A 22213-nucleotide genomic window follows, 5' to 3' on the forward strand; every position below is an offset into this window, starting at 1 on the left:
CCAAAATTTGAGTTAGTTTGCGCTTGCACCCAACGCGGTAAGCGCTTGTTTTAACTGCTCAGGTTGTTGAATATGCGCGATGTTTTTTAGAGCAGAGACTCGCTCACTAATTTCACTCATTACAGCATGGAATGCCTTTTCGATTTCAGCATCTGTCCCTTCTATTTTCGACGGATCGGCTAACCCCCAATGGATTTTTATCGCTTTGCCAAACCAGACGGGGCAGGTTTCATTGGCTGCGCTATCGCATACCGTGATAACAACATCCGGCTCGAAGTTTTCCAGTTCGTCCCATGATTGACTTTGGAGCCCATCAATAGAAATGCCTGCGTCTTGCAGATACTTCAACGTTAGAGGATGTACTTGGCCTGAGGGCTGACTCCCCGCACTTTTTGCTTCAATTTCGCCTTGAGAAAGATGATTGGTAATAGCTTCGGACAAAATACTGCGGCAACGATTATGAGTGCAGATATATAAAATTTTCATGCCTGATTTTCTCTTGATTATCGCCTTCACTTGATTATCGTCTTCACTTGCTTACGCAGGCTGACATCGTGTTTGGCTGGTTTGAGCCTTTTCCATACGCGCGATCACTTGTTCTAAATAGTCCGTTGAATGTTTCGCGGTGTTACGTAACACGTCTTTGCACCAGTTGGGAAGTACAGGATTCAGCTGATAGTAAACCCACTTGCCGCGTCTCTCATCCTGCAACAAGCCGCATTTTCGTAGTTCTGCCAGATGTCTCGATACTTTCGGTTGAGACAGTTCCAGCGCGGATGTCAGGTCACAAACACAAAGCTCTGAATACATGAGTATCAGCAGCAAGCATTTCAGCCGGGTGTCGTCGGCCAGGCATTTGTAAAATGCGACCGGATCCTCAATAGCTGCAATAGGCAAATGGGCATACTCACTTCAAATAACATATGCGGGAAATCATATATATGAAATTTCATATGTAAAGTGATGTTTTTATGACATGGGGATTTGTATCAGGGAATTGCTGCGAACCGGCCTATAAACTGTCTGGTTGATACTCAGGAATATTGGGCTTCCAGCCAACTTTCAATAATCAGGCAAGCGGAGACACTGTCGATTTTTCCCTTTTCCAGCTTTTTATAACCGCCCAGTTCGAACAACCTGGCTTTGGCGTCGGTTGTGGTCAGGCGTTCATCGTAGGTCTCGACAGGGATTTTAAATTTGTTGTGCAGGCGGTTGGCGAACTTCTTTGCGGCAAAGGTCACTTGCTGAGTCGTGCCATCCATATTGAGCGGAAGACCCACTACAACAATATTGGGTTTCCATTCATCATAAATAGCAGCGATGGCATCCCAATCTGGAATACCATCTCTTGCTTTTAATGCGGGAAGAGGCGAGGCGGTTCCTGTTACCTCTTGTCCAATTGCGACACCAATACTTTTGCTACCGAAGTCAAATCCCAAAATACTACGATTGGTTTGTGTCAATTGGACATCCTTTTTGAATGAATCGTTGTTTATGCGTGTCCGGCATAGGGCGACAGTCGCCAAATATCGATACCCAGTTTATCAATTGCCGCTTGCCATTTATTCTCGACGGGCACTTTAAACAGAATATTTTTATCTGCTTCTACCGTTAGCCAGGAATTGTCTTCCAATTCTTTTTCAAGTTGACCGGCAGACCAGCCTGAATAGCCTAGCGCAATGATGGAATCTTCTGGCCCTTGATCATTACCAATCACATCAAGAATATCTTTTGAAGTGGTGATCATAATCTCGGAATCGAGCTTCATGCTTGAACTCCAGCCAATCTGTGTGGAGTGCAAAATAAAACCACGATCTCGGCTAACTGGCCCACCCATCATCACAGGATTATTGGCGTGGAAATGATCCACTGGGCCTGCTGTTTCGGTCATACCCATGAGCTCTTCCAGAGTCATACCAGCCAGTTGATTTACCACAATGCCCATCGCGCCTTCTTCAGTATGTTCAATGATATATGCCACCGATCGAGAGAAGTACGAACCTTCCAAAGATGGGGTAGCAATTAGAAGATGATTCTGTAAGCTTTTGTGCATATTAACGCCTCTAAGTTGAGCCTGCTGATATGAATGCCTTGTTCGACTTAACTATAGTCCTTTCTGGGGGCTTTTGAGACATTTTTCAATGGCGTCAAATAATTTGCCCGTAATGCTGATGTCGTAAGCCGCTTCGATCTCCTGAACACAGGTTGGGCTGGTAACATTGATCTCGGTGATCCTGTCGCCAATCACATCAAGGCCAATAAACAACAAGCCTTGAGCGCGTAAAACCGGGGCAACGGTTTCAGCCAGTTTTCGGTCGCTTTCAGAAATCGGTTGTGGACGCCCAGTACCGCCAGCCGCCAAATTGCCACGAGTTTCTCCAGCCGAAGGCAAGCGCGCCAGGCAATAAGGCATGACTTCGCCATCAACGATCAGAATACGTTTGTCACCGTCTTTAATGGCTGGTAGGTATTCCTGAAACATGGCATAACGAGTGCCATGTTGAGTTAGTGTTTCGATGATAACGCCAAGGTTATTGCCGTCTGCTTTCACGCGAAAAATCGAAGCGCCGCCCATGCCGTCCAAAGGTTTGCAAATCATATCTGTATGCTTGGCATGAAACTCACGAATAAGCTTGGCATTGCGCGTTACCAGCGTATCGGGAATGAGGTCAGGGAAAAACGAGGTGGCGAGCTTTTCATTAATATCACGCAATGCCCGGGTTTTATTCACCACCAATGTGCCAAGGCTTTCCGCCAGTTCCAGCATTTGAGTGGCATACAGGAATTCACCATCAAATGGAGGATCCTTACGCATTAAGATCACATCTAAACTGTCCAGGCCAATATGTTGGGCTTCGCCAAGGGTAAACCAGTTTTCGGGATCGCGTTTAACTGACAGAGAATGAGCGATGGCATTAGGATGACCGTTAATCAGATACAGCCCAGACATTTCAATATAATAGAGTTCATAGCCACGGCTTTGCGCTTGCAATAGCATAGCGAAGCTGGTGTCTTTTTTGATATTGATGGATTGAATAGGATCCATCACGATGCCAAGTTTGATGCTCAAGGTTTAATCCCCGTCAATTGCTTGATTGATAGTTGATGATACAACGAAATGAACTTAAAGATTGGTGCAGGTTGATATTATTCAAGCGCCAAAGTGCCAGAAAAGATGTAACAAGATTCGATCCTGAGACGTCATTTTAGATGTTATTTCCGGTTTGAGATTTTTAACGCTGTGCTTAAATCCAATCGTTAAAATAAGCGTCATGAAGGCTGACGCTTAATCTTAATTTCGGTTTTTTCATTTCATTTCTGATTTTACAAATCGCCAAAATGACTTTGCAGTACGGTGATGGCTGCCAGAGCTGCGGTTTCTGTTCTTAGTACGCGAGGGCCAAGCAACGCTGCATTAAATCCGCTTTCACTACTTTGGTAGATTTCGTTATCCGACAAACCACCTTCTGGGCCTATGAGCAAACGGAAGCCATGCTGATTCGGTTTAAATTCACGTATGGTTTTTTCTGCTTTGGGATCCAGTGTCAGGCGTAATTGCTGGGTCGATTGGCTCAGCCATTCGTGCAGCGTAATCGCTTCGTGCAGTGTAGGAACCACATTCCTGCCACACTGTTCACACGCCGATGTAATCACTTTAAACCAGTGTTGTTGCTTCTTGTCCCAACGCTCTGCATTGAGCTTAATTGGACAACGTTCAGTAATGATGGGCGTGATTTCTGTCACCCCCAATTCCACCGATTTTTGCAATACAAAGTCCATGCGCTCACCTTTGGAAATACCTTGTCCAAGGTGAATCGGTAAGGGAGATTCTACGCTCATAGTGAGCTGAGCTTCTATCAAGGCACTGGCTTGGCGCTTTGATTCCATCTGCAATGTTGCACTGTATTCATTACCGTCCCCATTGAACAAAATAATGGGATGGCCTTCTTTTAGCCTTAATACTGTTAGTAAATGCTTACTTGCTTCTTGTGTTAGGTCAATCGTCTGGTCAACGATAATGCTGTTGGGATGAAAAATTCTGGGAATACGCATAACTGTCTACTTTTCCGTGCTGAACGCTTGCTGTTTAGGGGAACCTCTACTGACCGAAAGTGGTGTAAAAATTGTGTCAAAACGCAACAAGTGTCTATATAACGGCGGGTAAAAATAATAAACTAAAACTCATTTTCGGATTGCTAATACTGTGGCACTCTTGCCCTTCATTGTAAATAGAGACGAGCACAATGGAATACATTATTGAAGTTGACGGTTTGGCCAAGTCCTTTCAAGGAATGACCGCCGTTAACCATATTAGTTTTAAAGTGAAAAAGGGTCAGTGCTTTGGTTTGTTAGGGCCAAATGGTGCTGGCAAGACCACAACCATTGAAATGCTGGAAGGCATTCTCCCCAAAGATGCAGGCACCATTAAATATCATGGTGAAGAGATGACCCGTGAAGCCTTGCATAAAATCGGTATTCAATTTCAGCATACAGCGTTGCAGGATTTTCTGACCACGCGCGATACCTTGAAGCTGTTTGCGGCTTTTTATAATAACCCGGTTCCTGAAGCTGAGCTTATCAAGCTGTGCGACCTTCAAGAGTTTATTGATCGTGACCATCGCAAATTATCGGGTGGTCAGCGTCAGAGATTATTATTGGCTCTAGCCTTGGTGAACGACCCCGATGTACTGTTCCTAGATGAACCAACTACCGGAATGGATCCTCATGCTCGTCGTAAGTTCTGGGACTTGATCAATGGCATTAAGCATCAGGGTAAAACCATTATTTTGACCACTCACTATATGGATGAAGCGGAATATCTGTGTGATGAAATCGTGATTATGGATAAGGGAGCTATTATTGAAAGCGGGCACCCCAATTCTTTATTGGCCAAGCACTTTACAGGTGCATTGATTCGTCTTGATCCTCAAGAATTGCCTGAATCTATTCATACACGTTATCAAGTTACCAGTACCGAAGGTTTCTGCGAATTTGCCACAGACAATGTGCAACGTGCGATTCAAGAACTCACTTCTGAGAATATTTCTTTGGAGGGTATGCATATCAAGTCTGCCAACCTGGATGACTTGTTTTTGAAATTAACTGGCCAGCAGTTGGAGGAAGTCTAATGGGATCATTTCGTAGTGCCTGGAATCGCTTTTATGCCATGTTTAAGGCTCGAAATCTGGAGTTCTTCCGAGACAGAGGCTCACTTGCCTGGTCGATACTGTTTCCTATTGTGATTTTAGCGGGTATCGCTTTCGCTTTTGACGGCGATGGTCAAACCCAGTTTAAGATCGGCGTGATGGACAGTGTTCCTGAACAAGCGAAAGCTGAGGGCGTAAGTAATAACGATGCCAAAACTAACTTCTATGGTTTGAAGTATCTGGAGTTTGTGGTTTATAACGATTTGCAAAACGCACAGGAAAAAGTGCAAAAGCACGCCATAGATATCTTGATTGATCATCAGAGTAAACAATATTGGATTAACCAATCTTCACCGCAGGGTTATTTTGTTGAACAGCTTTTACTTGGGCATGACGACAACTATCAACGTGTGACCTTAGATGGTAAAGAAGTGCGTTATATCGACTGGTTGCTGCCCGGAATATTGGGCATGAACATGATGTTCAGTAGTTTGCTTGGCGTGTCTCATTCCATTGTGCGTTATCGTAAAAACTCGGTCTTAAAACGTTTGAAAGCGACGCCCTTAAGAGCCATTGAGTTTGTGTTTGCTCAGATCATGTCACGCTTGTTCATTGTATTGGTGATGTCGGCTTTTGTTTTCGTAGTCTGCGATTTAATGTTCGATTTCTACATGATTGGAAGCTATTTAGACCTGTTGGTCATTGGTGTTCTGGGTAGCTTATGTATGATTTCTCTTGGACTGCTGGTGGCAAGTCGTAGCCGAAGTGAAGAACTGACAGGCGGTATCATGAACGTGATCACCTGGCCTATGATGATCTTGTCTGGGGTGTGGTTTTCGCTGGAAGGTGCGCCAGAGGCTGTCGTTCAGTTATCACAGGTATTCCCTTTAACTCATGTGTTAAATGGTGCCAGAGCAATCATGACCGACGGCTCTTCGCTATGGGATCTGCAATTTGAAGTGGGATTGCTATTAGTGCTAACCGTTATTTTTATGACGCTATGTTCCTGGCTGTTCCGATGGGAAGGCGACGGGCGGTAGTCTGTAAGTGGTGAAGATGAATTTGCGATAAGGGTAGCGGTTGCTACCCTTTTTTAATTCTGTGCGTAAAGCATAAATTGGCACAAAGTTTAAAGTATAAGATGACCAACGTCGTGCGCAGGGTAAGCGAGCAATTTGTTGATAAAAATGAGAGCTCATAAGGCTTGGTTTTGTGTAGCTGCGCTTATTTTTTTCGACGGTTCAAACTTAGATGTAGCTCGATGGCTAAGGAATTGTTCAAGTTTGGTATTGAAGGTAGCTTTTGGATACTTCAAGTCATAAAGCAGAATAAAGCGCCTGAACCAAGCTAAATATGATTTTTTAGTTTGCAAGCTATAATGCTTTATTAGCAACTATGTACGTACATATTTAATAAAAGGTGATATTTAATATCTTTATTTGTTTTGTGATCTTTATTTTCCTCTTGTGCAAATCTGCTCGCATTCTGAATAAGTGGGGAGTTGTAAGTTTTTGATTTTAATAGAAGTGTAGTTTGAAGTCCAAATTCGCAGAGACCTATATAAATTCCAATTCTCGCTTTCCCCAAACTGTCATATGAATAAGAGGCTAGCAATTCGATTTAACCTACTGCTAATATTGGAAAAAATATCATTTTTTGAATTTTTAGTATGGTGTTAAAAGTGGGCATGCTGGGGATTCGCAGTGATACACTGTTAGCACAATGAGAAGGGAGGGGTATGTCATACTCAGCACAGGTGTTTAGAATTTTGATTGCATCTCCTAGTGATGTAAGTCAAGAACGTGATATCGCAGTAAAAACTATCCAAGAGTGGAATGACTTAAATTCTTCGGAGCGACAAATTGTTTTGTTGCCTCTTAGGTGGGAGACCCACTCCGCACCTGAATATGGAAAAAGGCCCCAAGAAATAATAAATCGTCAGGTGGTGGATCAATGCGATCTTTTAGTTGGGGTATTCTGGACAAGAATAGGAAGTCCAACAGGTGTAGCGGATAGTGGAACGTTAGAGGAAATTGAGCGAGTTGCGAAAGATGGGAAGCCAGTGATGCTCTATTTTTCGAAGGCAAATCAAAACCCTGACGATATTGATTTGGATCAATTGAAAAGGCTAAGAGAATTCAAGTCTAAGACTTTTCCGAAAGCCTTAGTAGAGAATTACTCAAGCCAAGTCGAATTTAGGGATAAATTATCTAAACAACTTGAGATACAAATAAGGGGGCTTCTTGCAGAAAAAGGAATAAAAGAAGAGTCAGACATGACGAGCCCGATAACTGATATACAGTTACATTTCTCAGACCCATCAACTGGGGCAGATCTTGGAGAGGAAATAGATTTAACAGGTACCTACATTGAAGTAACGGATTATGATGATATTCCTGATTATGAGGAGGAGCAGGAAGTTAAGCGATCAAGATCTCGAAGTTCATTGTCACATATGATTATCTCTTCACGCCATAGAGATAAAGACTACTACCGAGATAGGGTTAGGAGATTTGTTGATAATAATTTTAGATCGAGAATAAGATTTTGGCTAAAAAATGTGGGAACGATTGGGGCAAGGGATGTATATATCGACCTTAAGGTGAAATCAAGTGGTTCTGGTCTGACTATATTCTCAGATCGCCAGATTGAGGACGAGAATGGGAACGTTTTTATTTTACCTAGTGGTGATAGTGAGCTAGAAGTGACTAAAGTAGATAGCGGTATATGGTCTAGTGCTATTGAGATGAGAGCTCTTCAGCCAAAAAGAGAAGTTAGCCCAAATAAGAAGATATCCCTAGGGGCTAAGGAAAGTTGCGAAATATCAGTAGAAGCAAACATATATGCAGATACACTACCAGAGCCTATCTCAAAGACACTAAAGATTAACTATGAACTAAAGTTAGTTGAAGCCAGTTATAGAGAGATCTTGGAAGAGTTATCTAAAGAATAACGAAGTAAATTATTGTGCTAACAATTGGCTTTAGAGGGACTTGCTCTCCGCGGTGTTTCGTTTGTGGCGAATGCCACAAGCCTCACACCGCTCCGGCAAGCCCCTCAGCCTGAGCGTTAGCACAATAAAGGAAACATCAGTCGAAGCGGAAAGTGCATCAATAATTAAATGCCCCTTCCTCATCAACGGAATTAACGGACAACTTATTCTTTTATGCACAATCCTATTGGCAGTTAGGTTTCACTGGCGCTGCTTTGTAATAAGAATTTGCTTGCGGCATATGTTGCTGTAATTGCTCCATTCGCGTACCGGGAGATGGGTGAGTAGAAAGCAGCTCAGGAGGGCGATTACCTTCGCTAGCCTTCTCCATATTCTTCCAAAGTTCAACTGACTGCTCGGGTTTAAACCCGGCTTTTGCCATTAGATCCAAACCAATTATGTCAGCTTCTGACTCGTGAGTACGGCTAAAAGGAAGTTGTACGCCCACTTGCACGCCAAGTCCAATGGCCGACATAATCTCCTTGCTGTGACCTACCTGATTCGATTGCAGTATCTGGTTGGTCACTTGCATGCCCACATTAATCAGTGTGCCAGAAGACATGCGCTCATTACCGTGATCAGCAATAACGTGACCGACTTCGTGCCCAATAACCGCAGCTAATTGATGTTGGTTTTTAGCGACTTTTAATAAGCCGGTATAAACGCCTATTTTGCCACCGGGCAGTGCAAAGGCATTCACTTGATCATCTTCAAATACCACCACTTCCCATTCGCCGGAATAAACACTTTTTGGTACTTGAGCGGTAATGTGTTTGGCAACGCAGCTTACATAGGCGTTTTGGGTTTTAACGGCTGACGGTTTGCCTTCGGTTTTCATGGTGTCGAAGGCTTGTTGCCCCATGCCAATCATTTGGCTGCTGGAATAGAGTTTTAACTGGTTTCTGCCGGTTGGTGATTTGGCGCAAGACACAATACCAACAGAACTAACGATAAAAGCGAAACAACAAACTAACTTTAATGTGCGATTGGACATGCTATTCATCCTCTTACTGTGCCCAGGGAAATTCCGTAGATTAATAATAGTCGCTAATGAGTCGAATTCATTTGAAATTGAAAGGTTTATTTAAGGCTTGCTGCATTTCTATCTGGAAAAAAGAGCAAGCCTTGACGGCAGCGCTGTCTATTCTTCGATGATCTCAAAGCTATGAGTTATCTCGACAGATTTACCCAACATGATGGACAAAGAGCAATATTTGTCGGCAGACAAATTGACCGCTCTTTCAACATGTTTTTCAGAAATTCCTTTGCCGCGAACAATAAAGTGCAAGTGCATGGTTTTAAACACCGCCGGAACCGCATCGACACGCTCGGCTTCCAGTTTTACTTCAACGCCGGTGACTTCCTGTTTCGCTTTTTCCAGAATATTAACTACATCGATAGAAGAGCAGCTTCCTGTGGCCATTAACACCATTTCCATGGGGGTAGCAGACACTTTCTTCTGACCGTCCAGAAGCACCTTGTTGCCGTTTTCCGTTGTTCCTTCAAAAAGTAAATCGTGTTGCCATTTCACTGTTGCTTGCATGAGAAAATCCTGCGTTCTAATTTTTTATTGGTTAATGGAAAAATTGGGCTGAATGCATTTACCCAATAGATAAACACCAGAATCATATCCCCAAAAGGCTCATTAAGGGAATGAGTTGAAGCTGTTTTGCTGAGCAATTCCCTGTAAACCTATCAGGTTAAATGTTTACAGCAATGAAAAGTGCAGCTTCACAAATGTGAATATGTTGATTCAGAATATAATTTATGTGCCGATATTTTTGGGTAAGTTAGATGCCAATTGCAGGTAATTTAATGCTGTTTTCCTGATTTTTGCGCATATTTTGTGAGTTAACTTGCCAAGCATATATTCCATGACTATACAGATATAGCAATGGCTTTATGATGGCGCTCAGATGTTGCAGATATGTCAGATGTTGACGTCAGGATCGAATTAATTATGCAAAGGATAAAGGTATATGAAACAGGTTTTCTCATCGCTATTACTTCTAATATTTACTTCCTGGTTTTCGGCTTACGCTGATGAAATAGTCCCCGATTACACGAATCCCGTAGTGGGATTAATCGGCGCTAGTTCAGTCGACCCGGAAACATCTCCTTTTAACACAATCGGCCTTACTGCTTTAAATGGCTCTTCCTTTAGAGGCTTGGCTGACTATATGAAAGCGCGCAGTATTCATCAGGCCAAGGGTATTGTTTATCGCGAAGTAGCGGAAGCTGGGGCGACAACTAACGGCCAGAATGGTTATTTGAGTGTTCTGGAACAAGCTAAACGGTTAGTTGAACACACAACTACATGGAACGATGGTGTTCATCTAAAAGCGGCGGTTATCTTTCACTTTAACGATTGTTTACATTCTATCGCTGGACTGTGTGATGAGCAGGATGTACTGAACATCACGGTTGCGAATGTAAGAGAAGCTATCGAGTATCTACAAGCTGCCAATGTGAAAGTATTCATCACCAGATTGATCGATTATGATCGACTAGACTTGCCTTTGGTCGAAGAAATCTACTCTCAGATCTCACCGGGCTTTAAAGTGGCCTCAGAAGCTAACTACAATTTGTACAAATCCATTTATGAAACTGAAATGGAGCAATTAAACGGCGTTACCGTAATTGATGTTTGGCAGGGAATGGAACATATTGGTGACGGACTGCACGCTGACCACAGTTCCAAGATGCGAGCCTCGAAACGATTGCATCGAGCGTTACGACGCTATCTTCGAGCTCAATAAAAGAGCAAATTGACTATTAATTAATAGTTGAACAAGATTTAGCGAAATTTCACTGAATTAATAGTTGATTTAATTTAATTGAAATGTACAATGCGCACCGCACTTGAGAACTGAATCGTTCACAGATATCATCCAAGTTGCATTAAAGAAAAGACAGCGCGTGTGTAGCTCAGCTGGATAGAGTACCTGGCTACGAACCAGGCGGTCGGAGGTTCGAATCCTTCCACACGCGCCATTTCTTATTCTTTAACTCCTTTTCTGCGCGTGTGTAGCTCAGCTGGATAGAGTACCTGGCTACGAACCAGGCGGTCGGAGGTTCGAATCCTTCCACACGCGCCATTTTCTATTTTCGCTATTATTTCCCTCATATCCCAGCAATGCCTTAGTGGCTCTGCAATTGCCGATTTTGAAAAAGTTCGAAAACCTCTGTTGTTATATTGCTTTTCCTAAACTGCCACATCGCTACGATAGGCTACGGCCGAAATGTTTCTGATAATGATGAAGAGCCGCTTGCAAGAGTACAAAGGCATTGAATCCTTGTCGATTAATCTCATGGCTCGCATCGGATACCGGTGTTCTAAAGCGCATTTACTTTTTGCGCACTTTAACCTATAAGACAATGTAAGAAATATTCATATTTATTGGGGTGAAACCATGTCACAAGCAAAAACACAAACTTTAAGCCTTGGTGAGCACTGGAATGCCTTTATCGCCGCACAAATAGAAGATGGGCGCTATGCCTCAGCCAGTGAAGTAGTAAGGGATGCGCTACGCCTGATGGAAGAAAAACGTTCTGCTTCCAAGCTTGAGCAACTGCGTGCTGCTTTGCGTGAAGGTGAAGAAAGTGGTGATGCCGGTGTGTTTGATCTCGAAGCTATTAAACGTGAGGCGCTCAAGGAAATGGAACTTTCAAAGTAAATGCTGTTAATTCATATTCAGGTCAAGGCCAAGGACGATCTCAAGAAAATCCTGATACATTCGATTGAGCAGTGGGGACTGGAACGAGCAGAGCAGTATTATGATGAGCTTGGTGCAGGAATTACCTCTATTGCCGAAAACCCTCAGTTAGGTTTTGCGCGTGATGATCTGAAAACGGGCTATCGTCAGCTTACGGTTGCAAAACACTGTGTTTTCTATCGTGTCTCAAAATCAAAAATCCATGTAATCCGAATCCTGCATGAAAGAATGCTGAAATCAGGCCATCTCTAATCTGGCGTTATTAATTCCTCTATCCTTTCGCCCTATAATTGTACTGATGAAACGTTGGGCAAGTTGCGTTTCTCTGGGTTGATGACGCGCTCGACGTGCAGCAATCCAGGTGCAACGAATATCGCTCAATCGTGCTCAACGGCGTAACGCTTGAAGCCATTCAAAATTGACTGAGACATCACTCCACTTGCGAATGAACATGCATCGCCTTTGTTCTTATCACAGCGCGGCATAGGCCAAGCCCTCAGCGTTCCTGCGGTTACAAACCTTGCTAATAAATGGAGCAATGGAGCTGGACTACAAGGTAACTATGATTCGCATAGCTTACGCAAAACACGGGGCTTGCATATTTTAACGTGCCAGTTTGTCAACGCATCGCCAACCGCGCCAGCGTCACCTTGCCCATTAAAGCATTCGGTCACGCCACCCAAGTTCAAACCCTCAAATACCTCAGCATCCTGCTACTAGAAGTGCCTGATTTATATTGCGATTTAGAGTTGTGAATAGTTCGCCTTTGAGGTCAAAAAGGATAATAGATAAATCTATTATGCTTTGTGGTTTTCGCCTTTTGGTGGTAACAATCACAATCGTCAGCTTTGTCCCCAGAGGGGACGTTGTTAGTTGAGGTGATTTATAATAAAGGTACATCAAAAAGGAGACTAGGGTGAGCGATGTAGATAACAAATTAGACGATAAGTTTTATGAGTTTTTGCACCTGATAACAGTCCTATGCGAATGCTACGACTCTAAAAATGAGGAGGTTCTTGCTTTACCAATAAGTACGGCAATACGAGTCCTGCTTCATGATACAAAAAATAGCACGTCCCTATTAACTCATCTTAATAAAAGTAAAGAAAATTTCTTTAGCACCAACCTCAAAGATTCAAGAGAATGTGTTCACCTAGGGCTGGTTAGAAGAGTCAATATCGGCGTAAAGGATGGCGTTGGCGGAGAAGCTAAATACCTTCCCTTATGCTATGGGAAATACTTTTCGACAGAAGAGCAAGGTAAATATCTTAGTTTCAATGAATGGTGGGAAAAAGAAGGTATATTTGTCAATGAACAATCGACATTAACTAGAAAAGACCTAGTTCTTAACGTAACAAATAAAGACGGTGGGGCACATTTCGACAAGAAAGTTAAAAAGAATTATGATGCTTTTAGGCATTCATGGTCTGGAGGTTCTTGTTTGTCTGGAATTAATTCAGGTATTAAAAGAGGTTACGATAACATCCCAATCTATCCTGCAATTAGACAAATCGGGTATGAATTACTACGCACGCTAAAAGATTAACGTCCGCTTAGTGCCGAAAATGATTAAGTAGAATTGCTGAAAACAAGACTGATATTCTACCAATATATTGGGGTTTCTTATTTCAATAATATGAGGCTAAAATGACTGGAATAGCAATAAATAATCATGGAGAGTTTTTTGTTGCATCAAACTTCAGTGATCATGAATGGGAGATGCTAAAGGAAGATTATGTGGTTGGTGAGTTTTTAATGCCTTGCTGCCGCTCTCCTGCAATACTGAAGACTAGCCCCAATGGATTGAAGTTTTTTGCACATTATTCTGATGAATGTGCCACAGCACCAGAAACGATATGGCACATTCAAGCAAAAGAATCTCTAGTTAAGGAACTACGTCAAAAATCTATAAATGCGAGGAGCGAGGTGTCAGGCGGAAAAGCCACAGAAAAATGGAAGGCAGATATATATTTCGAGCACTCAAATAGAAAAATTGCTTTTGAAATTCAGCATTCATATCAACACCTGAGGGATTACTTTAAAAGGCAGAAAAGATATGAAAAGTCTAATGTGGAATGCTACTGGATTTTGTATAAGCCTCGTTTCGTAACAGTCTCTAAATCAATTGCAAAATATCGGATTAAAGAAGAGTTTGGCAATATTTTTCCAGAAGAGAAGAAAGTAGCATCTGGGGTTAATCAAATTTCTTCACTCCCAATCGTTTGGTTTGAGTCAGAAGAAAATGAGCAAATTAAAGCCCCTGGTTTCTTTTCAGCTAGCAGTAGTTGGTGGATAGATTGCATTCTTAATGGAAGGTTTTGTTATTCCATTGAAGGTTGGAGAATTCAATAAATCGTAACGTCCGCTTTGTCCCGAAAGCCGATCAATAAATAGGTTACTGTGGCACAAGTGCTCTCCAAATCATCACTCAACAAGTGTAGTGATAACCGGAGAGGCTAAAAAAACAACATTCGCTTCTACAATTCAAGATTGTGCTTGACGGTCTGGCATTCTGTCTTTGGGAATCCGCTCCCAAGAATGAAGCACTTCAAAAATTTCTTTCGAATTTTCTAATTCTTGGTGCGTCATTCTCTTCTTATTTATTCTTAATCCTTTCCTGTTTTTAGCTTTGAGTTTGATGGAACTACTACTTCATTTCTCTACAATACGTCTTATCGCAACAATTATTGTTTCTGAAACTTTTTCTCTTTTAAGATGCTCTTCATAATCGCTGCATACTTGAGGGTTTATCGCAAGAAGCGACTAAGTCAGTGTGTCGAAATATGTTTCCCTTTTAAATGTATTAAAGGTGAGTGAATAACTTGAAGGTTCGTCGAACCCCAAAATTGAAATATGCATTGCCAAATTCAGGGGGAATACGCAGCTGAGGTTAAATATTAATTTTCAAAGTATCGCACGATATCCATTTGCTGGTGCGGTACACCAATAATATCAATGCTTTGTTCACGGATAAGATAGAAAATAAGATGTTCTTGATTAGGGGAGCAATAATAATCATGTGCAATATCTTTGCGATGCTTCCCCAGTAATGGATTTTCGCTCAGAATTTGCAGCTTGTTATAAAGTCTACCAATGTATTTATCGGCTTGGTCTTCACTCCAATGCTGGGCAGTGTAAAGCCAGATATTTTGCATATCAGCTCTAGCTCTTGGTGTGATGTTAATTTTTCTGGGCATTGCGTTCCGCTTTAAATGCCCCAAGCATTTCATCCAATGATTCGTTGACGAATTCGCCTCGTTCCGCTTGGCTTGCTCCTTCTGCTAAGTGTCGACGCAATATTTCAAGCTTTGTGTTGCGCTCTTCTAATGTGCGTAGAGCATCACGTACAAGCTCACTCGCAGAGCCATAACGACCACTGGCAATTTCATTTTTAATAAAGACTTCCCAATGTTCGCCTAAAGATAAACTGGTTGTTGCCATTTCAGTATTCTCTAATTATTCATATTTAATAATATTGAATATAAAACAAGTTGATTAATATTCAATGATAAATATTGCTGAAACGTGGGGACGAATGCCATTACATGGAATTTAGGTATAGAAAAATAAGCTGCGAAGTACGGTTTTACTGATTAAATTGTTTTTGCTATGCCTGAATAGTAGAGAACGATTAATAAAACCGTTCTCTCTCATGACTGCTTAATCCACTTTCTCAAATGTCAGCCCGGCTTTCTCTTGCAAACGTTCTACCAAGGGCATACCGAATAGGCTGGAAGGTGTCCAGAATCCGCCTTGTTTCTCTGCGGTATTATTGTTGCCTTCCATATTGGCAAAGAAAATCGCGGTTTCTGCCAGCATTTTTGCGGTTGAGCCGTAGCCTGGGTCTCTGTCTCCTGTGACTTTGGTGCGCAGGGTTTTGCCACCTGCGGTTTCGCCAAAAAACTGTAAGTTGAAGAAGCCGTTTTCTTGCTCTTCTTTGGAGGGGCCTTCGCCGGGTTTGGGCAAAAAGAACTTTTCTAAAATGGCGCGAGCGGGTTTTATGGCTGCACCTAGCATAAAGGCATTGAGGGCAAAGGATGTCGCCTTGGCTACCCATTTGCTCTTCATTAGCATGGCTTCATCATATTGGAAATTTTTGCCGTATTTGCCATCTAATAATGCGTGGCTGCGATGAACAATGCGAGTGTTGATGGCTGCCATAATAAATGGGGCGATCCAGCGTTTAAAATCGCTATCAAATTTGGCGCTGCCATTACTGGCTTGATGTACGAAAAAGTGATGGCCGTCTGGGCATAATGCATAAGGGTTGGCTAGTTCTCTACGTAAACCAGGGTTTTCCGTTGCTTCCTTAACAACATTAATCAAGCTGGCAACTGTGCCGCCTGAGAATCCGCCATTGGCGGCTTTAACGCGCATTTTTACGCGATAGCAGTATTCGCCATATTGTTCATGAGCTTGTTCTTGTAAAAACAGTAAGCCCAGATCGGAAGGAATGGAGTCAAAACCGCAGCAGTTAACAATGCGAGCCCCGGTTTCTTTCGCTTTTGCTTCATACTTCTTCAGCATGGCGGCTATCCACTGGGTTTCGCCTGTCAGGTCGCAATAGTCGGTGCCAGTTTCTGCACACACTTTCACTAATGGCTCTCCATACAGCGCATAAGGGCCAACGGTGGAGACAACGACTTTGGTACTGTTGCACATGGCCTGCAAGCTGGCTTCGTCAGCAGCGTCGGCAACGATGAGGGGAATGGTACTCGCTTTATCACCCAATTCGCTTTTCAGGGCATCCAGCTTTGCTTGTGAGCGTCCGGCAATGGCCCAATTCACTTCTTGTGAGCTGTACTGGTTGCTCATGTATTCGCACAGGATTTTGCCTACGAAGCTGGTGGCACCGAACAGAACGAAATCATATTGGGATTTTGGCTCTGGTGCTTCTGGTGTATTAACCTCAGTCACTGCGTCTGTAATTTGAGGGTTTACTGTCGTTTCTGCTTCGGTTTCGATGGGTTGGGCTTTTGAAACTTCGTTGCTTTGATTGTCTTTGTTGTTATCCGTCATGATGTATCCCAATATGCTTAGGCGATTTGACCTATTATGAGGTCAGTTTTTAGCTCGTACAAGCATGCTATGTAAGCTATTTAATAACAATCTGTTGCCAATGAATATTATTCATTATTGGTCATGAGCTACACTTTTTCAGAAGATGTGGCACTGTGTTTGTTAAGCGCATATCCTTCGTAGAATCCGTGGTTATCTATGATAGAATCCCGGTCGTAAAATTCGTCCGATAAATAGTAGAGGGTCTTATTTGAAACCTGAACTTCCCCAACACAATGCGTTTAGCCTGTTTTCCAGACTCGCAGTGAACAGACTCACAGTAAATAAATGGCGAGCGTTGTTATTTTTTATTTGGCTGACGGTTTTTCTTTTCTTTGCCGCTGAACCGATTGCTCTATTTTTTGACTATGGAATGTATGCATTCCTTGGTGTTATCGGGGCTATTTTCGCGAACTCTACTGGCGCTGGTGGTGGCGTTGTATTCGTGCCTTTTTTCGCACATTTGGAATTTGCTCCTGAGAATATTTTAGCGACCAGTTTTGCAATTCAATGTTTTGGTATGACAGCCGGTTCAATTACCTGGATGAGCTTTTATCGCACACACAAAGCCACTAACTCGCAGTGGCAGTCTTTGCTCCCCATTTTGCTATTAACCATTCCTTTTTCATTGCTTTCATTAACGACTACCCAGTGGCTGGAATGGGCTGAACCCAAGAGTTTACATCAAACGTTTGCCATGTTTTCTATTGTTCTGGCGTTGGCGATTTTTGCCAGTGTGCCATTACTGAAACGCGATAATAATCGAGAGGTTTTATCCCGTTTGGATATTGTTATGTTGCCCCTGATTTGCTTGATTGGCGGTGTTATCACGGCTTGGTTGTCTGTTGGGGTAGGTGAATTGGTTGCGATTTATCTTATTTTCCGCCGTTTTGATACCTCTTTTTCCATTGCGTGCGCTGTGGTTCTTAGTGGTTTTACCGTTTGGGGCGGAGTGATGTATCACTTGCTTGTAAGCCAGGCTGTTATATGGCCATTGGTAGCTTTTGCCGGCTTGGGGGCTGTTGTGGGGGGCGTGTTGGCAAAACGCGTTGTTTTGTATTTTTCTGCTACCAATTTAAAACTGTTCTTCGCCAGTTGGGTGTTGTTTTCAGGTATCGTTTCTGTGCCGGTTTGATGGATAGTTCATGCAAAAAGTAAAGGACATCTTCGCGGCAGAAGGCGCTTTGGCGCAAGCAATTGAAGGCTTCCAGCCGAGAAAACCGCAAGTTGAAATGGCACAGGCTGTCGAGACGGCTATCAAGAATAATCAGATTTTACTTGCAGAGGCCGGGACTGGTACAGGCAAGACCTTTGCCTATTTAGCGCCATTGTTTTCTTCTCGCAAAAAAGCCATTGTTTCAACTGGAACCAAGACGCTTCAAGAGCAGCTTTACCATCGTGATTTGCCGCTGGTTAAAAAGGCTTTGGGTTCGAACAAACACACCGCTTTATTAAAAGGGCGTTCCAATTATTTGTGCCTGTTTCGTTTGCGTCAGCATAGTCATGGCAATGTTTTCTACGACAAGCAAACGCTATCTGAGTTAACTCAGGTAAAGGAATGGTCAACCAGCACCAAAACCGGTGATGTGGGTGAGTTGCATAGTATTCAGGAAGGCGCGAGTGTATTGCCTTATGTCACCTCAACCGTCGATAACTGCCTTGGACGAGATTGCCCTGATTATGAAGAATGTTATCTGGTTAAGGCTCGTAAGCAGGCGCTGGACGCGGATCTGGTTGTGGTCAACCATCATTTGTTTTTCGCTGATTTAGCCTTGAAAGATACCGGGTTTGGCGAGCTGGTTCCTGAAGCCGACTGTATTGTGTTTGATGAAGCGCATCAGATCCCGGACATTGCCACTGAATATTTTGGTGAAGCGGCTTCCAGCCGTCAGATTCATGAGCTTTGCAAAGATATTGAAATGTTGCAACGTACAGTGCTGAAAGATGCCGACCAGCTTTCTAAAGCGGCGGATAAGCTACTGATGGCAAGTGCTGACCTGCGCATTCTGTTCCCGGATACGCCGGAAAAAGGCAATTGGCGAGTCATGATGAACCGCCCGGAAATTACTTCACAGATTGAGAAAATCGAATCGGCATTTGATATATTGTATGAAGTCATCAAAGTGCATTTGGGGCGTGAAAAAGCACTGGATCAGATGTTTGAACGTGCGGCACAGTTGCGCGCCAGTTTGGGACGCTTAACCGATGTTGAGCGTAATGGCGTGAGTTTTTGGTATGAGACCACACCCAAGCATATTGTGCTGCATTTAACGCCTTTGAGTATTGCTAAAAAATTTAATGAAATGGTGACATCACCACCGCGCACCTGGGTGTTCACGTCTGCCACCATGAGTGTGGACAATGACTTTGAGCATTTAAAGCGTCAGTTGGGCTTGGAAGACTCGGTCGATATGATCTTGCCAAGTCCTTTTGATTACCCCAATCAGGCCGTGCTATGCGTGCCACGCTATTTGCCTGCGCCGAATCATGAGTCAATGGCTCAGGCTTTGTGTGACATCGCCAAGGATGTAGTAAAAGCCAGTGGCGGACGTTGTTTTCTGCTGTTTACCAGCCATTACATGATGCGTAAAGTCTCGGCCTTGTTATCGAAACGAATTAAAAACACTCTTTTAGTACAGGGCGAAACCAGTAAACGCATGTTGTTGGAACGTTATCTAAAAGAAAAAGATGCCGTGTTATGTGCCACGGGTGCTTTCTGGGAAGGTGTTGATGTGCGTGGTGATGATCTTACCTGTGTTCTGATTGATAAACTGCCTTTTGCCACACCGGATGATCCACTTTTACAGGCGCGTATTGAGGATTGCCGCCGCTCGGGGGCGAACCCTTTTGCTCGTTTACAGATCCCACAAGCCGTTATCACGCTTAAGCAAGGGGCTGGCCGATTAATTCGTGACACCAGCGACAAAGGAGTATTGGTGATATGTGATAATCGTTTGGTGTCGAAAGAATATGGCGATATTTTCTTGCGTAGTTTACCCAATATGAAGCGCACGAGAGACCTGAAAGAAACCCTGAAATTTTTAAAGGATATGACCAAGTAATGAATATTCTGGTAATTGATACTGCAACCGAGGCGTGTTCTGCTGCGTTGAGTGCTGATGGCAATGTTACAGCTCAGTTTTCTGTTTCCCCGCAACAACATAGCCAGTTGATTTTGGGGCGAGTGGAAGAGCTATTGTCAGGAGCAAATTTGCAGGTGGCGGATTTGGATTATATCGGGTTTGGACGTGGCCCTGGTTCATTTACGGGTGTGCGTATTGCCACAGGAATGGTGCAAGGTTTAGCCATGTCTGCCGAAGTGCCTGTTGTGGCTATTTCAACGTTGGCTGCCATGGCTCAAGAAGCTTATAACAAGCATAAGGCAAGCACCGTGGTGGCTGCCATTGATGCCCGCATGGGGGAGGTGTATATCGGGGTTTATCAAGCGGATCAAAATGGCATTATGCAATTACAGGGAGACGAGCAGGTTTTATCACCCGGTGAAGCCGTGCAGTTAATACAGGATAATTCATTGAATACCGGTGATTTTTACCCTGTTGGAACTGGGTGGGATGCGTATGAAGAATTACATGGATATGGCGTTCAACATACTGAAATAAATAATAAAACTGATATTCTTTACCCCAATGCAGAGTATATGTTGCCATTGGCTGAGTTATTGATTTCTTCTAAACAAACCTTATCGATAGACGAAATCGAACCTGTTTACTTACGTGATAAAGTGACCTGGAAGAAGCTGCCTGGCAGGGAGTAATTTCGATTGCAATAGGCATAATATGCCGTGTTGGAATGTTTTTTGCTGTGCTTTCCAAATGTTAGTGAGTCCGTTATTGATCGCTTTAAGCAGGTTGTTTTAATTTTTAAATAAACAGGATAGCAGTTGATAAACATAGGCTAGCCTATTAGAAATGCGATTTTTTAAGGTTATTGAGTGGAAATAGAATCCTCATTAGTTGCATCACAAAATGCCATTGTTGTTACTCCCTCGGTCAAAGAGCCGCAAAGGGAGTCGGATGTCCGTCAACAACAAGAGCAGAAACAAAATGCTGAACTTCCCAAGTTTCAGGCAGTGGTGCGTAGTGGTGACACTCAAGTATTTGAACAGGCTGAAAAATTTCGTCAAAAGCAGGGCTTTGATGAACAATATCGAGACCAGCCGGGAGCAAAAGCCCAGCAAGCTATTTCCGCTTATCAGAGCTTATACAAAGAAGCTCGCCGCGAGGAAATTCAGCAACTAATGGGTGTTGATACTTACGTTTAATCTGTGCCTTGTTTTCCTTCTATCATCACAATAAATTCGCACTATTAAGACAGTTTTTTACAAAAAATCGCTAGCATGTCTCCGTTCGGGTAACGCTATAATCTCTCGACGAGAATTCAGGTTACTTTCATTCTAATCGGCAAATACTTAAGAAATTGTACTCTGGTAACGTCGTTTCATTTTCCTGAGTTCAGAATTTTTGCAAGCATCAAAGGAGCTCGCGCTCATGTTTAAAACGCTATTCGCATTATCTTTTTTTCTTCTATTGACCGGGTGTGCTTCATTTCCCGAATCGGTTCAGCTGCCACCTGAAACTCAAACTATTCCTTTTGAACAAGTCATGGCTAACCCTGAGGGTTCCAAAGGTGCTTTGGCGCAATGGGGTGGGGTAGTGGCAGAAGTGCAAAACCTGCAAGATAAAACCTTGCTGGAGATGGTTTACTATCCGCTTCGTGGCTATGGTCGTCCTGTTGTTGGAAATGAAAGTATTGGGCGTTTCCGGGTTTATGTGAAGGGGTTCCTTGATCCTATGGTGTATCAGAAAGGGCGCAGCATGACCTTCTCTGGTGAGGTGATTGGCATGGAAGAGGGCATTGTTGGTGAGCATAAATACATGTACCCAACGTTACAGGCAAAAGGGTATTACCTGTGGGAAGAGATAGACCGCGTTGATGTTACAACTATTTCTGTATGGCCTTACTCTTATTGGGGGGGCTGGTATGGTTGGCGCAGTTGGCCGTACCATCAACGAGTGATTATTAAACACCGTCATCCGAATTATTATCCGGATAATCGTGATAACAATCGTTCAAATGATTCACGCACTTCTCCGCCACCACCTCCTCCGCCATCATCGAAGCCATCAACTATTGATTCGATGAGAAAGGAATTGGAAAAGCCTAAAGGCGGCAAAGTCATTCCGCTGTAAAGCACTTATATAAGAAATCGAACTAATAAAGCGGCAAAAGATTGCCGCTTTTTGCGCTTTGATAGATGTTTCATCACATGTATCGGGGTA

At 43.1% G+C, this 22213-nt stretch carries 25 protein-coding genes and 2 tRNA genes; 15 read left to right on the forward strand and 12 right to left on the reverse strand.

All coding sequences use genetic code 11. The annotated features are described in order from the left end of the window. Window positions 1-12 precede the first annotated feature (12 nt). From KIH87_RS05360 to KIH87_RS05385, 6 genes are all read right to left on the reverse strand, one after another. Window positions 13-486, reverse strand: a complete 474-nt coding sequence (locus KIH87_RS05360) for an arsenate reductase ArsC (protein WP_232360510.1) — start codon at window positions 484-486, stop codon at window positions 13-15. A 51-nt stretch (window positions 487-537) separates the two neighbouring features. After that, complete coding sequence (locus KIH87_RS05365) at window positions 538-897, reverse strand: ArsR/SmtB family transcription factor (RefSeq protein WP_232360511.1); 360 nt, start codon at window positions 895-897, stop codon at window positions 538-540. Between the two features lie 137 nt (window positions 898-1034). Continuing rightward, window positions 1035-1463 (reverse strand): Holliday junction resolvase RuvX, encoded by a 429-nt coding sequence (gene ruvX, locus KIH87_RS05370; protein WP_232360512.1) that lies wholly within the window; start codon window positions 1461-1463, stop codon window positions 1035-1037. Between the two features lie 29 nt (window positions 1464-1492). Further along, window positions 1493-2053, reverse strand: coding sequence for a YqgE/AlgH family protein (locus KIH87_RS05375; protein ID WP_232360513.1), 561 nt, complete (start codon window positions 2051-2053; stop codon window positions 1493-1495). 51 nt (window positions 2054-2104) lie between these two features. Continuing rightward, window positions 2105-3070 (reverse strand): glutathione synthase, encoded by a 966-nt coding sequence (gshB, locus tag KIH87_RS05380; protein ID WP_232360514.1) that lies wholly within the window; start codon window positions 3068-3070, stop codon window positions 2105-2107. Between the two features lie 254 nt (window positions 3071-3324). Beyond that, complete coding sequence (locus KIH87_RS05385) at window positions 3325-4053, reverse strand: 16S rRNA (uracil(1498)-N(3))-methyltransferase (RefSeq protein WP_232360515.1); 729 nt, start codon at window positions 4051-4053, stop codon at window positions 3325-3327. 191 nt (window positions 4054-4244) lie between these two features. Between KIH87_RS05385 and KIH87_RS05390 the strand changes: the two genes are divergently transcribed. Then, window positions 4245-5129 carry an ABC transporter ATP-binding protein gene (locus KIH87_RS05390; protein ID WP_232360516.1) on the forward strand — a complete coding sequence of 295 codons (885 nt, stop codon included), beginning with the start codon at window positions 4245-4247 and terminating at the stop codon, window positions 5127-5129. After that, window positions 5129-6187, forward strand: a complete 1059-nt coding sequence (locus tag KIH87_RS05395) for an ABC transporter permease (RefSeq protein WP_232360517.1) — start codon at window positions 5129-5131, stop codon at window positions 6185-6187. The genes KIH87_RS05390 and KIH87_RS05395 overlap by 1 nt, the downstream gene beginning before the upstream one ends. Before the next feature lie 155 nt (window positions 6188-6342). On the opposite strand, the gene KIH87_RS19480 is transcribed toward KIH87_RS05395, so the two are convergent. Continuing rightward, window positions 6343-6540 (reverse strand): phage integrase N-terminal SAM-like domain-containing protein, encoded by a 198-nt coding sequence (locus KIH87_RS19480; protein WP_408635792.1) that lies wholly within the window; start codon window positions 6538-6540, stop codon window positions 6343-6345. Window positions 6541-6885: 345 nt separating this feature from the next. Here KIH87_RS19480 and KIH87_RS05400 point away from each other — a divergent pair, with 345 nt between their 5' ends. Continuing rightward, window positions 6886-8100 carry a DUF4062 domain-containing protein gene (locus KIH87_RS05400; RefSeq protein ID WP_232360518.1) on the forward strand — a complete coding sequence of 405 codons (1215 nt, stop codon included), beginning with the start codon at window positions 6886-6888 and terminating at the stop codon, window positions 8098-8100. A gap of 223 nt (window positions 8101-8323) precedes the next feature. Here KIH87_RS05400 and KIH87_RS05405 read toward each other — a convergent pair whose 3' ends face one another. After that, window positions 8324-9133, reverse strand: coding sequence for a M48 family metallopeptidase (locus KIH87_RS05405; protein ID WP_232360519.1), 810 nt, complete (start codon window positions 9131-9133; stop codon window positions 8324-8326). Window positions 9134-9280: 147 nt separating this feature from the next. Continuing rightward, window positions 9281-9682: an OsmC family protein gene (locus tag KIH87_RS05410; RefSeq protein ID WP_232360520.1), complete on the reverse strand. Its 402-nt coding sequence runs from the start codon at window positions 9680-9682 to the stop codon at window positions 9281-9283. Window positions 9683-10118: 436 nt separating this feature from the next. Here KIH87_RS05410 and KIH87_RS05415 point away from each other — a divergent pair, with 436 nt between their 5' ends. The 7 genes from KIH87_RS05415 to KIH87_RS05445 all read left to right on the forward strand — a co-directional run bounded on the left by KIH87_RS05415 (window position 10119) and on the right by KIH87_RS05445 (window position 14207). Further along, a complete protein-coding gene (locus KIH87_RS05415; protein WP_232360521.1) occupies window positions 10119-10898 on the forward strand; it encodes a hypothetical protein in 780 nt (259 codons plus the stop codon). Window positions 10899-11056: 158 nt separating this feature from the next. Continuing rightward, window positions 11057-11133, forward strand: a tRNA-Arg gene (locus KIH87_RS05420). A 27-nt stretch (window positions 11134-11160) separates the two neighbouring features. Next, window positions 11161-11237, forward strand: a tRNA-Arg gene (locus KIH87_RS05425). Between the two features lie 315 nt (window positions 11238-11552). After that, the gene (locus KIH87_RS05430) at window positions 11553-11816 is read left to right on the forward strand and encodes a type II toxin-antitoxin system ParD family antitoxin (RefSeq protein ID WP_232360522.1); all 264 of its coding nucleotides are present in this window, start codon (window positions 11553-11555) and stop codon (window positions 11814-11816) included. Then, window positions 11817-12107, forward strand: a complete 291-nt coding sequence (locus KIH87_RS05435; RefSeq protein WP_232360523.1) for a type II toxin-antitoxin system RelE/ParE family toxin — start codon at window positions 11817-11819, stop codon at window positions 12105-12107. Window positions 12108-12771: 664 nt separating this feature from the next. Beyond that, window positions 12772-13401 (forward strand): hypothetical protein, encoded by a 630-nt coding sequence (locus KIH87_RS05440; RefSeq protein WP_232360524.1) that lies wholly within the window; start codon window positions 12772-12774, stop codon window positions 13399-13401. 101 nt (window positions 13402-13502) lie between these two features. Next, entirely contained in the window at window positions 13503-14207 is a 705-nt protein-coding gene (locus KIH87_RS05445; RefSeq protein ID WP_232360525.1) for a competence protein CoiA, read from the forward strand. 545 nt (window positions 14208-14752) lie between these two features. On the opposite strand, the gene KIH87_RS05450 is transcribed toward KIH87_RS05445, so the two are convergent. From KIH87_RS05450 to KIH87_RS05460, 3 genes are all read right to left on the reverse strand, one after another. Continuing rightward, entirely contained in the window at window positions 14753-15052 is a 300-nt protein-coding gene (locus KIH87_RS05450; protein ID WP_232360526.1) for a type II toxin-antitoxin system RelE/ParE family toxin, read from the reverse strand. Further along, a complete protein-coding gene (locus tag KIH87_RS05455) occupies window positions 15036-15296 on the reverse strand; it encodes a type II toxin-antitoxin system ParD family antitoxin (RefSeq protein ID WP_232360527.1) in 261 nt (86 codons plus the stop codon). Before KIH87_RS05455 ends, KIH87_RS05450 begins: the two co-directional genes overlap by 17 nt. Window positions 15297-15515: 219 nt before the next feature. Further along, window positions 15516-16874: a saccharopine dehydrogenase family protein gene (locus KIH87_RS05460; protein ID WP_232360528.1), complete on the reverse strand. Its 1359-nt coding sequence runs from the start codon at window positions 16872-16874 to the stop codon at window positions 15516-15518. A gap of 286 nt (window positions 16875-17160) precedes the next feature. On the opposite strand from KIH87_RS05460, the gene KIH87_RS05465 reads away from it, so the two are divergent. From KIH87_RS05465 to KIH87_RS05485, 5 genes are all read left to right on the forward strand, one after another. Continuing rightward, complete coding sequence (locus KIH87_RS05465; protein ID WP_408635801.1) at window positions 17161-18048, forward strand: sulfite exporter TauE/SafE family protein; 888 nt, start codon at window positions 17161-17163, stop codon at window positions 18046-18048. 10 nt (window positions 18049-18058) lie between these two features. Further along, the gene (locus tag KIH87_RS05470; RefSeq protein ID WP_232360529.1) at window positions 18059-19975 is read left to right on the forward strand and encodes an ATP-dependent DNA helicase; all 1917 of its coding nucleotides are present in this window, start codon (window positions 18059-18061) and stop codon (window positions 19973-19975) included. Beyond that, complete coding sequence (gene tsaB / locus KIH87_RS05475) at window positions 19975-20688, forward strand: tRNA (adenosine(37)-N6)-threonylcarbamoyltransferase complex dimerization subunit type 1 TsaB (protein ID WP_232360530.1); 714 nt, start codon at window positions 19975-19977, stop codon at window positions 20686-20688. The genes KIH87_RS05470 and tsaB overlap by 1 nt, the downstream gene beginning before the upstream one ends. A 177-nt stretch (window positions 20689-20865) precedes the next feature. Next, the gene (locus KIH87_RS05480) at window positions 20866-21195 is read left to right on the forward strand and encodes a hypothetical protein (protein WP_232360531.1); all 330 of its coding nucleotides are present in this window, start codon (window positions 20866-20868) and stop codon (window positions 21193-21195) included. Window positions 21196-21421: 226 nt separating this feature from the next. Further along, complete coding sequence (locus KIH87_RS05485) at window positions 21422-22123, forward strand: Slp family lipoprotein (RefSeq protein ID WP_232360532.1); 702 nt, start codon at window positions 21422-21424, stop codon at window positions 22121-22123. Window positions 22124-22213 lie beyond the last annotated feature (90 nt).

The organism is Paraneptunicella aestuarii, assembly GCF_019900845.1.
In the GTDB taxonomy this organism is placed as follows: Bacteria; Pseudomonadota; Gammaproteobacteria; order Enterobacterales; family Alteromonadaceae; genus Paraneptunicella; species Paraneptunicella aestuarii.

Excerpts from the sequence above, each read along its gene's own strand:
- KIH87_RS05395 (WP_232360517.1), top strand. The coding sequence starts at position 5,129 with ATGGGATCATTTCGTAGTGCCTGGAATCGCTTTTATGCCATGTTTAAG.
- KIH87_RS05450 (WP_232360526.1), bottom strand. The coding sequence starts at position 15,052 with ATGCCCAGAAAAATTAACATCACACCAAGAGCTAGAGCTGATATGCAA.
- KIH87_RS05360 (WP_232360510.1), bottom strand. The coding sequence starts at position 486 with ATGAAAATTTTATATATCTGCACTCATAATCGTTGCCGCAGTATTTTG.
- KIH87_RS05445 (WP_232360525.1), top strand. The coding sequence starts at position 13,503 with ATGACTGGAATAGCAATAAATAATCATGGAGAGTTTTTTGTTGCATCA.
- KIH87_RS05385 (WP_232360515.1), bottom strand. The coding sequence starts at position 4,053 with ATGCGTATTCCCAGAATTTTTCATCCCAACAGCATTATCGTTGACCAG.
- KIH87_RS05415 (WP_232360521.1), top strand. The coding sequence starts at position 10,119 with ATGAAACAGGTTTTCTCATCGCTATTACTTCTAATATTTACTTCCTGG.
- KIH87_RS05470 (WP_232360529.1), top strand. The coding sequence starts at position 18,059 with ATGCAAAAAGTAAAGGACATCTTCGCGGCAGAAGGCGCTTTGGCGCAA.
- KIH87_RS05400 (WP_232360518.1), top strand. The coding sequence starts at position 6,886 with ATGTCATACTCAGCACAGGTGTTTAGAATTTTGATTGCATCTCCTAGT.
- KIH87_RS05485 (WP_232360532.1), top strand. The coding sequence starts at position 21,422 with ATGTTTAAAACGCTATTCGCATTATCTTTTTTTCTTCTATTGACCGGG.
- tsaB (WP_232360530.1), top strand. The coding sequence starts at position 19,975 with ATGAATATTCTGGTAATTGATACTGCAACCGAGGCGTGTTCTGCTGCG.
- KIH87_RS05375 (WP_232360513.1), bottom strand. The coding sequence starts at position 2,053 with ATGCACAAAAGCTTACAGAATCATCTTCTAATTGCTACCCCATCTTTG.
- KIH87_RS05455 (WP_232360527.1), bottom strand. The coding sequence starts at position 15,296 with ATGGCAACAACCAGTTTATCTTTAGGCGAACATTGGGAAGTCTTTATT.
- KIH87_RS05410 (WP_232360520.1), bottom strand. The coding sequence starts at position 9,682 with ATGCAAGCAACAGTGAAATGGCAACACGATTTACTTTTTGAAGGAACA.
- KIH87_RS05460 (WP_232360528.1), bottom strand. The coding sequence starts at position 16,874 with ATGACGGATAACAACAAAGACAATCAAAGCAACGAAGTTTCAAAAGCC.
- KIH87_RS05430 (WP_232360522.1), top strand. The coding sequence starts at position 11,553 with ATGTCACAAGCAAAAACACAAACTTTAAGCCTTGGTGAGCACTGGAAT.
- KIH87_RS05390 (WP_232360516.1), top strand. The coding sequence starts at position 4,245 with ATGGAATACATTATTGAAGTTGACGGTTTGGCCAAGTCCTTTCAAGGA.
- KIH87_RS05435 (WP_232360523.1), top strand. The coding sequence starts at position 11,817 with ATGCTGTTAATTCATATTCAGGTCAAGGCCAAGGACGATCTCAAGAAA.
- KIH87_RS05405 (WP_232360519.1), bottom strand. The coding sequence starts at position 9,133 with ATGTCCAATCGCACATTAAAGTTAGTTTGTTGTTTCGCTTTTATCGTT.